11 protein-coding genes are annotated in these 14,058 nt (G+C 58.8%); 7 read left to right on the forward strand and 4 right to left on the reverse strand.

All coding sequences use genetic code 11. The features are described 5' to 3' along the window. Positions 1 to 27: 27 nt before the first annotated feature. The 4 genes from argB (at position 28) to argA (ending at position 4,766) form a co-directional block, all read left to right on the forward strand. Complete coding sequence (gene argB / locus JIF53_RS13975; protein WP_014422830.1) at positions 28 to 924, forward strand: acetylglutamate kinase; 897 nt, start codon at positions 28 to 30, stop codon at positions 922 to 924. Between the two features lie 23 nt (positions 925 to 947). Next, positions 948 to 2,189 carry an acetylornithine deacetylase gene (locus JIF53_RS13980; protein ID WP_199452964.1) on the forward strand — a complete coding sequence of 414 codons (1,242 nt, stop codon included), beginning with the start codon at positions 948 to 950 and terminating at the stop codon, positions 2,187 to 2,189. Positions 2,190 to 2,210: 21 nt separating this feature from the next. Then, complete coding sequence (argE, locus tag JIF53_RS13985) at positions 2,211 to 3,374, forward strand: acetylornithine deacetylase (protein ID WP_014422828.1); 1,164 nt, start codon at positions 2,211 to 2,213, stop codon at positions 3,372 to 3,374. A gap of 84 nt (positions 3,375 to 3,458) precedes the next feature. Continuing rightward, complete coding sequence (gene argA / locus JIF53_RS13990) at positions 3,459 to 4,766, forward strand: amino-acid N-acetyltransferase (protein ID WP_199452966.1); 1,308 nt, start codon at positions 3,459 to 3,461, stop codon at positions 4,764 to 4,766. Here the strand turns inward: argA and JIF53_RS13995 are convergent. Then, entirely contained in the window at positions 4,740 to 5,810 is a 1,071-nt protein-coding gene (locus JIF53_RS13995) for an aminopeptidase (protein WP_199452968.1), read from the reverse strand. The genes argA and JIF53_RS13995 overlap by 27 nt on opposite strands. Positions 5,811 to 5,996: 186 nt before the next feature. Here JIF53_RS13995 and JIF53_RS14000 point away from each other — a divergent pair, with 186 nt between their 5' ends. Continuing rightward, positions 5,997 to 9,746, forward strand: a complete 3,750-nt coding sequence (locus JIF53_RS14000; protein ID WP_199452970.1) for a DUF1631 family protein — start codon at positions 5,997 to 5,999, stop codon at positions 9,744 to 9,746. A gap of 26 nt (positions 9,747 to 9,772) precedes the next feature. Next, on the forward strand, positions 9,773 to 10,639 hold the full coding sequence (locus tag JIF53_RS14005) for a phosphoribulokinase (protein WP_199452972.1): 867 nt from the start codon (positions 9,773 to 9,775) through the stop codon (positions 10,637 to 10,639). Here the strand turns inward: JIF53_RS14005 and JIF53_RS14010 are convergent, their stop codons facing one another. The 3 genes from JIF53_RS14010 to JIF53_RS14020 form a co-directional block, all read right to left on the reverse strand. Then, a complete protein-coding gene (locus JIF53_RS14010; protein ID WP_199453004.1) occupies positions 10,640 to 11,494 on the reverse strand; it encodes a pirin family protein in 855 nt (284 codons plus the stop codon). It abuts the gene before it with no gap. A 149-nt stretch (positions 11,495 to 11,643) separates the two neighbouring features. After that, on the reverse strand, positions 11,644 to 12,435 hold the full coding sequence (gene speD / locus JIF53_RS14015) for an adenosylmethionine decarboxylase (protein WP_011786962.1): 792 nt from the start codon (positions 12,433 to 12,435) through the stop codon (positions 11,644 to 11,646). Between the two features lie 233 nt (positions 12,436 to 12,668). Then, positions 12,669 to 13,091: an OsmC family protein gene (locus JIF53_RS14020; RefSeq protein ID WP_199452974.1), complete on the reverse strand. Its 423-nt coding sequence runs from the start codon at positions 13,089 to 13,091 to the stop codon at positions 12,669 to 12,671. 249 nt (positions 13,092 to 13,340) lie between these two features. On the opposite strand from JIF53_RS14020, the gene crp reads away from it, so the two are divergent. Then, on the forward strand, positions 13,341 to 13,982 hold the full coding sequence (gene crp / locus JIF53_RS14025; RefSeq protein ID WP_007153756.1) for a cAMP-activated global transcriptional regulator CRP: 642 nt from the start codon (positions 13,341 to 13,343) through the stop codon (positions 13,980 to 13,982). Positions 13,983 to 14,058 lie beyond the last annotated feature (76 nt).

Consider the following 14,058-nt stretch of genomic DNA (forward strand, 5'->3'; position numbering starts at 1 on the left):
TACTGTCGTAAGGATTAACACAACATCATGGCGCTGGATCGTGAAACAGCAATGCAGGTGGCCTCGGTACTGAGCCGGGGCCTGCCCTATATCCAACGGTTTACCGGCAAGACGGTCGTGATCAAATACGGCGGCAACGCCATGGAGAACGAAGACCTCAAGAGCAGTTTTGCCCGGGACGTGGTGCTGATGAAACTGGTGGGGATCAACCCCATCGTGGTTCACGGCGGCGGCCCCCAGATCGGGGAGCTGCTGGAGCGCCTGAATATCCAGTCCCGCTTCGTTAACGGCATGCGCGTTACCGATGCCGAGACCATGGATGTGGTTGAAATGGTGCTCGGTGGCCAGGTGAACAAAGAAATCGTTTCCCTGATCAATGCCCACGGCGGCACCGCGGTGGGCCTGACCGGCAAAGATGCCAATCTGATCCGGGCCCGGAAGCTGGAAGTGGTCAATCGTTCGCCGGAGCTGGAGCGACCTGAAATCATCGATATTGGCCATGTTGGCGAGGTGGCAAGCGTCAACGTCGATGTTATCGACATGCTGACCCGCAGCAACGTGATCCCGGTCATCGCGCCTATCGGAGTCGGGCCGGATGGCGCCTCCTACAACATCAATGCGGACCTGGTGGCCGGCAAGGTGGCAGAAGCCATGAAGGCCGAGAAGCTGATCCTGCTGACCAATGTCTCCGGCCTCAAGAGCAAGGAAGACAAGGTGCTGACTGGTCTGACCGCCCAGCAGGTGAACGACCTGATTGAAGACGGCACCATCCATGGCGGCATGTTGCCAAAAATCCGCTGTGCCCTGAGTGCGGTGGAAAATGGCGTGCGCACCTCCCACATTATCGACGGACGAGTGGCCCACGCCTGCCTGCTGGAAATCTTCACCGACGAGGGTGTCGGTACGCTGATTTCCCGTAACTGATACTTCTGGCCGGGAGTTACCGGATGAAACGCCTGCTGTCATTTCTCGTTATCACAGGAATAGTGGCCTTCGCCGGCTTTAAAGCCGGCGTCTGGTGGCTGACGGACCAGCGCCTGGCAGAGGCGCGCACGGCATTATCGGAATACGGTGTACTTGAGCGGGGTAGCATCAGCTCCTCCGTGGATGGTCGGGTCATACTCCGGCAGGCGCACTGGGAGGATTTCCGGCTCACACAGCCACTGCAGATGGGCCTGATGGAGCTGGAAACCGGCTCTCCGGTCACCCTGGTGACCACACTGATGAGCCCGGAGGGCTTGCCGGCCAGTTGGCGGATGTCCGTTGAGCGCGCCAGCATCATGCTGGAACCCACCATGTTCCGGAACTGGGTGACAGCGGCGCCGGATGAAACCAGCCAGGCCCCGCTAGCCAATCTGTCCTGTGCGCCGGACCCAAGGCAGCAACTGGGCAGTGGGGATTTGATGCGTATGGGGATTCCTGATATCCGGGGCGACATGTTGCTGGAGCAGACCCCCGATGCCCTGCGTTTTGAACTGAATACCCGTGAAACCGGAAGCCTGGAGCTGGTTTGGCCAGACGCCAGACTGACCCTGGGCAATCTGGCCGACCCGGCCTCCATGGGGGCCGGGCCACTGCAACTGACCGTTCGTGACGCGGGTCTGATGCGCCGCCTCTCTGCCTATTGTGCCCGCGAGACCGGGCTGGAGGTCAGCGACTGGGCCGGGCGGGGTGTCGCGGCATTGGAGAAAGGGCTGCAGGCTCGGGGCCTGGAAGCCAGTCCGCAATTGCTGGCACTGTATCGGCAATGGCTGACCGAAGGGGGTGAGGTGACCATGATGCTTGCACCCGGCTCGGAAACCTTCGGGCTGCCCGTACGCACCGATTCGGAAAACACCGTCAGCCTGCGCGTATCCTATAACGGTGCCACCGTGCCGGATGTGTACCTGACCGAAATGCAACGGGTGGAACCAGCATTGCCTGCGCAGGCAATGGAGCCTGTGGTACCGCCGGAAGACCCGGATTTTGAGCAGTGGTACCCTGACAGTGTTGAGAACGCCAATACCTGGCTTGGCCGGCGCGTAAGGGTTACGCTCTCGAATGAAAACCAGGTTGAGGGGCGACTGGTCAGCGTTGGCGAGCGGGATATGGAAATCGCCCGCACAGTGGCCGGGGGCGAAGTGGCGTACCCCATTCTGATTCGTGCCATTACACAATTTGAAGTCTGGCGCCGGGGCCGCCCGGAATAGCGCCGGGACGGGAGGCAATAAGTGACCGCAAGCGCAAGCACAGGGGTGCCGGGTATCAGGGAAATGCTGGCCCGGCTGATTTCATTGCCATCCATCAGCAGTGCCTCGCCGGAGTGGGATCACAGTAACGAAGGTGTGGTCCGCCTGCTGGCAGAGTGGCTCGAACCCCTGGGGTTTACCGTCGAGATCATGGAAGTGCCGGGCATGCCCGGCAAGTTCAATCTGATCGCCACTCTGGGTAGCGGTCCGGGTGGACTGGTACTCTCAGGCCATACCGACACCGTACCGTTTGACGACAAACGCTGGCAAAGTGATCCGTTCAGTCTCACGGAAAAGGACAACCGCTGGTACGGTCTGGGCACCTGCGACATGAAGGGCTTTTTCCCGCTGGCCATTGAAGCCGCCAGAGCCTTTGCCGGCGAGCCCTTGCAGCAGCCGCTGATTATCCTGGCCACTGCTGACGAAGAAAGCTCGATGAATGGCGCCCGGGCACTGGCAGAAGCCGGCAAACCGAAAGCCCGTTACGCGGTGATCGGCGAGCCCACCAATCTCAAACCAGTGCGCATGCACAAGGGCATCATGATGGAACGGTTGCGGTTTGACGGGCAATCGGGCCATTCCTCCAACCCGGCCCTGGGCCGCAACGCGCTGGAAGGCATGCACGAGGCGCTCGGCGAACTTCTGGCCCTGCGCAGCGAATGGCAGGAAAAGTACCGCAACCCCAACTTCGAGGTACAGGTGCCCACCCTGAACCTGGGCTGTATCCACGGTGGTGACAATCCCAATCGCATCTGCGCCCAATGCGAATTGCACTTCGACCTGCGTCCGCTGCCGGGCATGAACATGGAGACCCTGCGCCAGGCGATTCTTGACCGGATGCAGCCTCTGGCCGAGCGGCGGGAACTCAAACTCACGTTTGCCCCCCTGTTTGACGGCGTACCGCCGTTTGAAACCCCGGCCGACGCCGCTCTGGTCAAAGCCTGTGAGAAACTCACGGGCCACACGGCACACGCCGTTGCTTTTGCCACGGAGGCACCCTGGCTGCAGCAGTTGGGGTTGGAGACCCTGGTGATGGGGCCTGGTTCGATCGACCAGGCGCACCAGCCGGACGAGTTTCTTGAACTGTCCCAGTTGCAGCCGACGGTGGATATCCTCAAGGGATTGATCAAAAGGTTCTGTCTTTGAGTAGACTAGCGGTAAGGCGGGCGGAAAACCGTCCCGGCATTCTCCATTCTTGGCAAGCATTATCAGGGTATAAGGAATAAAGGTTTGAAATCAAACGACTGGCTGCACGGATTCCGCCATTCCTCTCCGTACATCAACGCCCATCGCGGCCGGACCGTCGTCCTGACCATGCCCGGGGATGCCATTGAGCACCGCAATTTTATCAACATCATCCACGACATCGCTTTGCTTAGCAGCCTTGGCGTCAAGTTGGTGGTGGCGTTCGGTGGCCGCCCCCAGATCCAGTCGCGACTGGATGATGCCGGCCTGGAATCCTCCTTCGCACGGGGTCTGCGCATCACCCCCGATAACCATCTACCGATGGTTATGGAAGCCATTGGCGGGCTCAGGGCCTACCTGGAAAGCCAGCTTTCCATGGGGTTGGTGAATTCACCCATGCACAACGCCCGGATTCGGGTCAGCAGCGGCAACTACGTCACCGCCAAACCCGTTGGCGTGCTGGATGGCATTGATTTTGGCTACACCGGCCGCGTCCGCCGTGTTGATACCCGTGGCATCGAGCAGTTGCTGGAGCTGGGGCATATTGTTTTGTTGCCTCCAATGGGCTATTCGCCCACCGGTGATGCCTTCAACCTTTCCTATGAGGACGTTGGCAGCCAGGTGGCCGCGGCGCTGCAGGCGGAGAAGCTGATTGTCTTCATCGACGATGAAGGCCTGCTCGAAGAAGATGGTAGCCTGATACGTGAGTTGTCCGCCCGTCAGGCGTCCGAACGCTTGAACGACAATGCCGTCACCGGCCACGATGCGGCCTTGCTCAAGGCCGCCTGCGATGCCTGTGTCAAAGGCGTTCGGCGTGCCCACATCATCAGCTACGTAGAAGACGGCGCTCTGCTGGAGGAGCTGTTTACCCGCGATGGGTCCGGCACCCTGGTCAGCGGTGATAACTACGAACAGATTCGCCAGGCACGGGTAGAAGACATCGGGGGTATTCTGGAGCTGATTCAGCCCCTGGAAGAGCAGGGCGTGCTGGTTCGTCGTTCACGGGAAATGCTGGAAACCGAAATTGACCGGTTTGTGGTGGCGGAGCGGGACGGCACCATTGTCGGCTGCGCCGCGCTGTACCATTATCCGGAGGAGGGCGCCGGAGAGTTGTCCTGTTTTGCGGTCGACCCCTCCTACCGCCGTGCCGGCCGTGGTGACGAGATTCTCGCCATGGTTGAAAAGCTGGCCCGGGGCCAGGGTGTCCACAAACTGTTTGTGCTGACTACCCAAACCGAACACTGGTTCCGGGAACGCGGTTTCGTACCCACCGCCGTGCAGGATCTGCCGGGTCCAAAGCTGGCCTCATACAACACCCAGCGCAATTCAAAGGTTTTCTACAAACCGCTCTGACAGCAATTTCAACCGCGCAGATCGACTGTCCGCCGGTTGCCGGGAAAGCTCCCCGACGGCCCGGTAAAACTCGCTGAAGTGGTAGTCCAGCTCTTTCAGCATCTGTCGGAAGGCGGGAACGTGCTGATTGTACTGGCGGAACAGTGCCAGCTGTGCATTATTCAGCCGTACCGGCGGCGGGCCGAAAGGCCCCGGCTCTTCATATTGGTCGGCCAGGTTGGCGTAGTCCCGGGCCAGTTCGTCGAGCAGTTGGGCCTTGCGCGCCCGCAGCGTGGATTTGTCCATCGTATCCTGGCGGGCATAAAGTTGTTGGAGTTGCTCGCTGGTGGCGGCGACCAGTTCCAGAGTCTTTTGCCGGTGCTGTAATCGCGCCAGAGCGCGCTCAAAACCCTCAGATGCCCCTTGCCGCTTCAGCCAGAGCCGAAGCCCTTCCAGTTCCACGGCAGTGGCAAAGCTCTCGTTAAAGGCGGTATCACCGTTGATATAGAGCACGCGGTGGGCCAGCTCGTGGAACATCAGGGCGACCATGCGGTCATCCGCCAGGGAGGTGAACCCGGTATGCAGTGGATCATCGAACCAGCCCAGGGTGGAGTAGGCGGTAACAGCGCCGATAAAGGTATCGTAATCGCGCTCCTGGAAGGCCGTCTGTTCCTGCCGGGCATCGGCCAGGCGGAAGTACCCGCGATAGGACTGGCAGCCCACAAACGGATAACACCACTGGTGGGGGGTAAGGGAAAACTCCGGCACGGCGACCAGATTCACTACCACCCATGGGCGGCCCAGAGCTGCGTATTCACTGAAGACGTCGTCCACGGGCAAGGCCAGTTCCTGAGCCGCAAACGCCCGCGCCTGCGCTGCCAGCTCAAGCTGTCGACGAAGTTCCGGGTCGGTTTCCGGTGCCGTGATCACCTGGTGGATGGGCCTGGCCTTCATCATCAGGGACACGTGGCCGCCGATGGCCTGGCTATAGTAGCCAATGGTCGTACAGCCACTCAGGGGTGTTACCAGTAGCAAAAAGAGATAGATCTGACTAAGCTGTCTCATGAATCATCATATTATGATGTTGTGGGTATGAGGCTGTACAATTCCTTATTCGCCGACGGCTGTTACAGATTTTTAACCGACCGCCACAGGCCTTATCATAACAGCTCGAACCTACACCCACTCAGGGACGTTGGCCGGATTTCCGCATCCGGCAACATGCCGGCTTTGCAACTGGTCAGGTAGTTCATGGATCCGAGAGAGCGTCGCAGCAGCCCCCGACAGCCGATAAAACTTGCCGCTCAGATAGATGCCGGCAATGGTGAGGCGTGGCCCTGCCAGATTGCTGATTTCTGTGCCGAAGGCATGTTCATTCGTTATTCGGGTGAAACCTCCGGCAAAATCGAGCGGGCCTTTGCCGGCGGCAGCGTTACCGAGCTGGTGGTTCGGTTCCGCGGTCTTGAGGGCAATCGTCGATACGAGCTTCATGTCAGCCCGGTGCGGCGTATTGACGGTGCCATGGGCGTGCATTTTACCCGCCCCGATTCCGATGCCTTCAGCGCCATGCTGCAGTTGTGTGGCAGTTCCGGGGATCAGGCCCGGTCATCACTTCGCGCTCCCAGTGAACGCGTTCAGTTTGTGCTTCACCAGTGTGCCAAAACCGTCACGCGGTTTATTGAACCACTCATGGATGCCTGTTTTGTCCAGACGGTGGAGGCACTGCGTATTGCGGCCCAGAAAGCCCCAAACGACCAGCTTGCCAATGAGTTGATGGATGCATCCGGCCAGATTCAGGGGCGCCAGCGGGTGCTCTGGCATTACATGAGCCGCAGTCTGGAGTCGCCCTTAAAACCGGAGCCCAAAGGCGCGCCCGGTTCAGTGTTGTCGGTGGTAGACAAAAACGAGTTTGAGGACTGGCTGGCAATTCGGGTGATGGTTACCCGTGCTGATACCCAGTACCGTGGCGACCTGCTGCAGCTCAAGCTGAGGCTGGACAAGTTAGGTATCGCCAATCGCACCGGCCATCATAATCCCCTCGGTCCCGCCCTCGTGTGCGAAGCCTTCCATAACGCGCTTGCCCAGCTGAAAGTCAGCCGGGACGTTGAAAAGGTCTGCCTGAAGACGTTTGAGCAGACGGTGATCAAACAGCTGGAGCCGTTGTATCGGGAGTTGAACAATATCCTGATCCGGCATGGTGTGTTGCCGGATCTGGACCTGTCCCGTTATCTGAGCGAACAGGCGCCGGCCAGGAAGGAACCGCCGACCGAGGTGCTGAAGCGGGAGCCCGAAACACCTCTGGAAAAGCCGCAGCCTGAGGCGCCGGAAAGCAAACCCGGGCAAACGGCCCGCGGGCTGAAAAACCGGGTAGCTGGAGAGTTCCGGGGGTATGCCCGCGCAGCCCAGACGGCTTTTGCCACGGTGAGGAATCTGCTGACAACACTGCAGGCCAGTCGTGTGGAGAATGGAGAGGCGACGCCAGAGCCGTTTGCGGCCAATGCCCGTCCGCTGTCTCAGGGTGAACTGCACCGGGAATTGCAGGAGCTGCAGCTACGCGCTGCGGCTCCGGAAGAGCCGGCCGTGCCCTTGCGGGACCGGGTGGTTGAAAAGATACGTGAAACCGGTGACACCCGGCTCAATGCTGAGCAGCAGGACACTCTGGACGTTGTCGATCGGTTTTTCCGGAGCGTGGTCGATAGCCCCAAGCTCAGTGACTACGCCCAGAGCCGAATGCGTCAGCTGGAAGTGCCGGTGCTGAAAGTTGTGATGCGTGATCCCGAATTCTTTGAGGACCAGGACAGCCCGGTTCGTGGTGTGATGAACCGCCTGGCACAACTGGGCGTGAAGGGTGGCCGGCTGAACCCGGTGGTGCAGCGCCGGGTGGATGAGCTGATTCACCGCATTGCTACCGAGTTCGAACAGGATACCGGTGTGTTTGAGCAGACCGTAGGTGAGCTGGACACGCTGATTGACCGGCAGAACCTCGTGTATCGCCGCAACGTTGAGCGGGTGACTGCTGCCGCAGAGGGTGCCCAGAAGGTTGCCGAATCCAAAACCGCCGTGGCCAGCGCGCTGGAAAGCAAACTGGCTGGCCGCAAGGTTCCCAGGGCCCTGGTCAGCCTGCTTGAAGGCGGCTGGAGGGATTTATTGTCGCTGACCTGGATTCGCCAGGGACCAGACAGTCAGTTATGGCAGGACTACCTGGCGGTGATCGATTCGCTGATGGCTTTTGCCGAGGACCCGGACAGCAGCATTAACCTGCCCGAACTGTTACGGCTGATTCAGGATGGGCTGGCGTCGATCTCCAGTAACCACATGCCGTCCTCCCAGATCCGGGATGAATTGAAGCAGTTTCTGGTGCGTCGGCCTGACAAGGCGCCGGAAATGGTTGAGATGCCTGCGGTCAGTGGTGCTCGCCCGGACAAACAGGTGCTCAGTGAACGGGAACAGCGCAGCCTGCAACGCTGGATCAACCGGGCCCAGCAATTGCGCACCGGCGACTGGCTGCGGGATCAGACCAAGGCAGAAGATCCCCAGTACATCCGCCTGGTGTGGATTGCCCGTGGTTTCAGCCGGTTTGTCTTCGTTAACCACCAGGGTATGCGGGTGGTTGAGCTGGAGCTGGAGGCTCTGGCCAGACAAATGCGCAAAGGCATTATCGTACCGGACAATCAGTATGACCGGCCGCTGGTAGACGAGAGCATCGACCGCATGGTTCGCAACGTCTATGACCAGCTGTCCTGGGCATCCACCCATGATGAACTGACCCGGCTTTTGAACCGCCGGGAATTCGAGCGCATGCTGGAGCAGCAACTGGCCCGCCGGGAAGACAGTCGTGCATTGCTGCAACTGGACCTGCGCGGGTTCCGATTGCTGAATGACACAGCGGGCTACCAGGCCGGGGATGAAACCCTGAAACGGGTGGCGGAGCTCATCTGTCGGCATGTGGGCGACGGCATGCCGGTGGCTCGTCCCGGGGGCAATGAATTTGCCATGCTGGTGCCTGAAGAACAGGGGCCGGAAATTGCCAAGGCACTGCTGGAAGCCATTGCAGCGGAACCCTTTGAGTACGGTGGTCGGCGTTACACATTAAATGCCAATGTTGGCCTGGCGCCGGAACTGCCCGCGCTGATCAGCGCCGAAAAATGGCTGAAAGCCGCCGAGCAGGCGCTCAATTCCGCTCGCGACAAGGGCCCGGGACGTTTCTCGATCTACACGCTCGACGCAGACGACCAGGCCCGGCAGGAACAGATTGCGGCCCGTGTGGCCGGCCTGAGTAACCCGGACGAAGAGCGCATGCTGCTGCGTTGCCAGAAAATCATTCCTCTGCATGCCAACACCCGAATGGCGGCCCAGTATGAAATTCTGATCAGCATGTACGACGACAGCGGGCAGCTGATTACCGGCCAGGATTTTGTCCGCATGGCCGAGCGCTATGACCGCATGCAGGCAGTGGATCGCTGGGTGGTGGGGCACATGCTGGACTGGCTGCGGGACCAGTCTCCGGATCCGCGCCATGTGGGTGGTGTCTGCATCAACCTGTCCGGCTATTCGTTGAACGACCAGTCACTGCTGGAATTCATTTACGAAAAGCTCAGTGAGAAGGATGCACCGATTGAGCGTCTCTGGTTCGAGCTGACGGAAGCCTCTGCCATTCATGATCTGCAATCGGTGGCGGATTTCATGCTGGAAATGAAAGAGCTTGGCTGCCGGTTCTGCCTGGGTAACTTTGGCAGCGGGCCCAGCTCCTTCCAGTTCATGCGATCGTTGCCGGTAGATCTGATCAAGATCGACAGTGCCTTTACCGGTCAGCTGGCAGCCAACCAGACGGATCAGGCCATGGTCAGATCCATGGTGGATATGGCGCATTATATGGAACGGGAAGTGATTGCCTCTCAGGTTGAATCCCGTGAGGTTCTGGATATGCTGAGGCAACTGGGCGTGGATTACGCTCAGGGTTTTGTGGTTGAGAAGCCCCGACTGCTGACCAGTCTTGTCTGACGCACATCCGGGAACCTGAGCTTTTTATGTCCAGACGCCATCCGATTATTGCCGTTACCGGATCTTCCGGGGCAGGTACTACCACAACCGGGCAGATCTTCAGCCGCATGTTTGCCAGTGAGGGCATCGATGCCGCCATGGTCAGTGGCGACAGCTTTCATCGGTATACCCGGGAACAAATGGCCCGACTTGCCGCCAAGGGGCAGTTTGGTGAACGCAACCACTTTGCCCTGGCAGCGAATCATATCGATAGGCTGGAGGCTCTGTTCTATGACTACAGCCATACCGGCAATGGCCGATACCGGCAGTACGTTCATGACGAAGACCGTGACCTGATCGCCGCTGGCCACAAACCCGGAACCTTCACCCCCTGGGGCCCGTTACCTGCGGATACCGATGCCCTGTTCTACGAGGGGCTTCACGGCGGGGTGGTGAGCGACAACTACAATATTGCCCAGTACGTTGACTTGTTGATTGGTGTGGTACCCATTGTCAATCTGGAGTGGATCCAGAAAATCCATCGGGACACCCATCAGCGGGGCTACAGCCAGGATGCCGTGGTTCAGACCATCATCAATCGGATGGACGATTACGTGCACGACATCGTGCCGCAGTTCTCTCACACCCACATCAACTTCCAGCGAATTCCGCTGGTGGACACCTCCAACCCCTTCGTTGCCCGGGATGTGCCCAGTGAAGACGAGAGCATGGTGGTGATTCACTTTCGGGAAACGACGGATGTGGATTTCCCGTGGTTACTGCAGGCCATTCCCCAGAGCAGCCTTTCCCGTCACGATACCCTGGTGATTCCGGGGCCGAAAATGGCCCTGGCCATGGACCTGATTATCCGGCCCATGGTCCAGAGCCTGATGGCCGGCAAAACCTTTGCCTGATCAGACCGTCAGGGTGCCATCGCGGTAGTCGGCCAGCGCCTGCTCAATCTCAGCAGGTTTGTTCATCACAAACGGACCATACTGGACAACTGGCTCGCCGATGGGCCGGCCTGCAATCAGTAGCAGCTGTGCCCCGGCCTCTCCGGCCTCAATCAGAACTTCGTCCCCCTGCTCCAGAATGTTTGCCGAGGACAGTGCCAGAGCCTGGTTCCGGTCTTCGCTTACCAGGCTTGCGCCACCTTCATACAGGTAAACCAGGGCATTGAGCGCCTGGGGGACGGGCAGCGATACCCTCGCTCCGGATTCCAGGTGGACATCGGCATACAGAGGCTCCGTGCTGCCGCCGGTGACTGCACCGGTGACGGAACCGCCGCCGATCTCCAGTTCACCGGCAATGACCCGGACGGATACGCCCTGCTGGCGCGCCACCGGAATCTCCTCTGGCTGAATGTCCCGGTAACCGGCGGCCTTCATTTTTTCGGCGGCAGGCAGGTTGAGCCAGAGCTGGAAGCCCCGCATGACCCCGGATTCCTGCTGTGGCATTTCCGAATGCACGATGCCCCGGCCCGCGGTCATCCATTGCACCCCGCCGTTGCGAAGGTTGCCTCGATTCCCCAGGTGATCCTCATGCAGCATGTGCCCTTCAATCATATAGGTGACGGTTTCAAAGCCCCGATGCGGGTGGGCCGGAAAGCCGGCAATGTAATCCTGTGGCTGGTCAGAGCCGAACTCATCCAGCATCAGAAATGGGTCCATTCGCACGGATTGGCGCTGGCCCAGTGAGCGTTTGATGCGAACCCCGGCGCCATCGGATGTGGCCAGTGCGGGAATGGTTTGTTTCAGGGAGCGAAGCATGATCCCGTCCTCCTCTCGGTTAGTCATGGGGCTATTTAACCGGGATGGTGGAAGGGATGAAAACGCAGAATTCTGGCGGGGGAAGTCAAAAAAACTGACGAAGGCATCAAAAGGTGACGACGGGAACCCCGTCGTCACCTCCGGAGCGATTATTCCACGTTGCGGGAGTAGAAGATTTCCAGCATTTCCCGGCGCAGGCGATCCTCGATGGACTGGGCTTCTGCCGGGTCCAGGTCGCCGGCGTTCACTCCGAACACATAGTTGTCCAGATTGAACTCCTTGAGCATCATCTTGGTGTGGAACAGGTTTTCCTGATACACGTTGACGTCGATCATCTGATACGCGTTCTGGGTATCCTCGGTCAGGTAGTTCTGGATCGAGTTGATGTCGTGATCGATGTAATGCTTGGTACCGTCCACGTCACGGGTGAAACCGCGTACACGGTAGTCAACGGTAACCACATCCGAGTCGAAGCTGTGAATCAGGTAGTTCAGTACCTTCAGCGGTGAAATCAGACCGCAGGTGGACACGTCGATATCGGCCCGGAAGGTGCTCACGCCGTCATGGGGATGGCTTTCCGGATAGGTGTGCACCGTCACGTGGCTCTTGTCCAGATGCGCCACAATGGTATCCGGCAGCGGACCAGGGGACTCTTCGTTATTGGCTTCGCTGTCGGACAGTTCGTGCTCGGCGATCAGCATGGTGACGGACGCACCATGAGGCTCGTAATCCTGGCGGGCAATGTTGAGAACATTGGCACCGATGATCTTGACCACGTCGGTCAGAATCTGGGTCAGACGCTCGGCGTTGTACATCTCGTCGATGTAATCAATATAGGCTTCGCGTTGTTCTTCGGTCTGCGCGTAACAGATGTCGTAGATGTTGAAGCTCAGGGATTTGGTCAGGTTGTTGAAACCGTGCAGCTGGAGTTTGGTTTCCATGCTCAGCCCCTCCGGGAAATGGAGATGAATGATCACAGGGAGAGGAACTCTCCCTGCCGAGGCCGCCACCGACTACTGACCGGGTGAATGGAGCTGTTCACCTTTTGCGCAGACCGGCGGAGAAAGTTGCGTATTATGCATACCGCAGGTGTCATTGAATAGTATTTGCAATGACATTTTTTATAACGGAAAGCCGCGGTTGCAGGGCGCTGGCCGGAATCTGACCTGCCGTTCTAGCTGGCGGCCTGGATTTCGAAGCTGTGCGTGATCTCGACACCGGCTTTGCCCAGCATGATCGAGGCTGAACAGTACTTGTCGGCAGACAGGCTGACTGCGCGCTCCACCTGCTTTTCCTTCAGGTTGTTTCCGCTAACCACAAAATGAAGATGAATGCGGGTGAACACAGCCGGCACCTCATCAGCGCGCTCCGCATCAAGCTCACAGTGACAGGCGATCACGTCCTGGCGGCTTTTCTTCAGGATGCTCATCACATCGAAGGAGGAGCAGCCGCCCACGCCCATCAGCAGCAACTCCATCGGGCGCGGACCCAGATTCTCGCCACCGTGATCCGGGGGGCCGTCCAGTTGAACGCTGTGGCCACTGCCACTGGTTGCTTTGAAGCTGGCATTGCCTGTCCAGTCGACGGTTGCTTTCATCGGAGTTACCCCTGGTGCCTGAATGAATGGGCAGGATGCTAGCACAGTTAACTCCCTGCGGCATGATGTGGTTGGGACCAAAGCGGTATTGCCTTCAGATACATCCTGTATCCGCTTTTGAGTTGCCCAGAAGTTACCTTCTTGTTATAAGTTGCGTGGCATATCAGTAAAACCCCTAACCCGCACGGACAGGCGGGGATATAAAAACGATCAGGAATCGCCAGACTCTGAGGAGGCATGTCTCGCATTATGGCTACCATTGTCAAGCCGGTTGAGCAGAAGACCAAACACCTGGATTACTTCCTTTCCCAATGCCATCGCCGGCGTTACCCAGCCAAAAGCACCATCATCTATGCGGGTGATAAAAGCGATTCCCTGTTCTACATCGTCAAGGGCTCGGTCACTGTCATTATTGAAGACGACGATGGTCGTGAAATGATCATGGCGTACCTTAATGCCGGTGATTTCTTCGGCGAGATGGGGCTGTTCGACAACATGGATTCCCGGAGTGCCTGGGTCAAGGCCAAGACTGAGTGCGAAGTGGCAGAAATCAGCTACACCAAGTTCCGGGAAATCGCTCAGCAGGATCCGCGGGTGTTGTACTTTATTGGTGAACAGATGGCCTCGCGCCTGCGCCAGACTACCCGTAAGGTAGGGGACCTGGCGTTCCTTGATGTCACTGGCCGGGTTGCCAGAACACTGCTGGATCTGTGCAAAGAGCCGGATGCCATGACTCACCCGGACGGCATGCAGATCAAGATTACCCGTCAGGAAATTGGACGCATTGTTGGTTGCTCCCGGGAGATGGTCGGTCGGGTTCTGAAAACTCTTGAAGATCAAGGTCTGGTGCGGGTCAAGGGTAAAACCATGGTGGTTTACGGTACCCGCTGATTGCTCTCTCCCTCCCTGTAATCTCTGCATAAAACGGTGCTCCGCTGTTGACGGGCACCGCTTTTTCCCAGCATCT

It is taken from the genome of Marinobacter sp. bablab_jr008 (assembly GCF_016464145.1).
Classification (GTDB): Bacteria; Pseudomonadota; Gammaproteobacteria; order Pseudomonadales; family Oleiphilaceae; genus Marinobacter; species Marinobacter nauticus.

What these genes read in the sequence shown, in the direction of transcription:
- JIF53_RS14005 (WP_199452972.1), top strand. Translation starts at nt 9,773, where the DNA reads ATGTCCAGACGCCATCCGATTATTGCCGTTACCGGATCTTCCGGGGCA.
- JIF53_RS13980 (WP_199452964.1), top strand. Translation starts at nt 948, where the DNA reads ATGAAACGCCTGCTGTCATTTCTCGTTATCACAGGAATAGTGGCCTTC.
- speD (WP_011786962.1), bottom strand. Translation starts at nt 12,435, where the DNA reads ATGGAAACCAAACTCCAGCTGCACGGTTTCAACAACCTGACCAAATCC.
- crp (WP_007153756.1), top strand. Translation starts at nt 13,341, where the DNA reads ATGGCTACCATTGTCAAGCCGGTTGAGCAGAAGACCAAACACCTGGAT.
- JIF53_RS14000 (WP_199452970.1), top strand. Translation starts at nt 5,997, where the DNA reads ATGGATCCGAGAGAGCGTCGCAGCAGCCCCCGACAGCCGATAAAACTT.
- JIF53_RS14020 (WP_199452974.1), bottom strand. Translation starts at nt 13,091, where the DNA reads ATGAAAGCAACCGTCGACTGGACAGGCAATGCCAGCTTCAAAGCAACC.
- JIF53_RS13995 (WP_199452968.1), bottom strand. Translation starts at nt 5,810, where the DNA reads ATGAGACAGCTTAGTCAGATCTATCTCTTTTTGCTACTGGTAACACCC.
- JIF53_RS14010 (WP_199453004.1), bottom strand. Translation starts at nt 11,494, where the DNA reads ATGCTTCGCTCCCTGAAACAAACCATTCCCGCACTGGCCACATCCGAT.
- argB (WP_014422830.1), top strand. Translation starts at nt 28, where the DNA reads ATGGCGCTGGATCGTGAAACAGCAATGCAGGTGGCCTCGGTACTGAGC.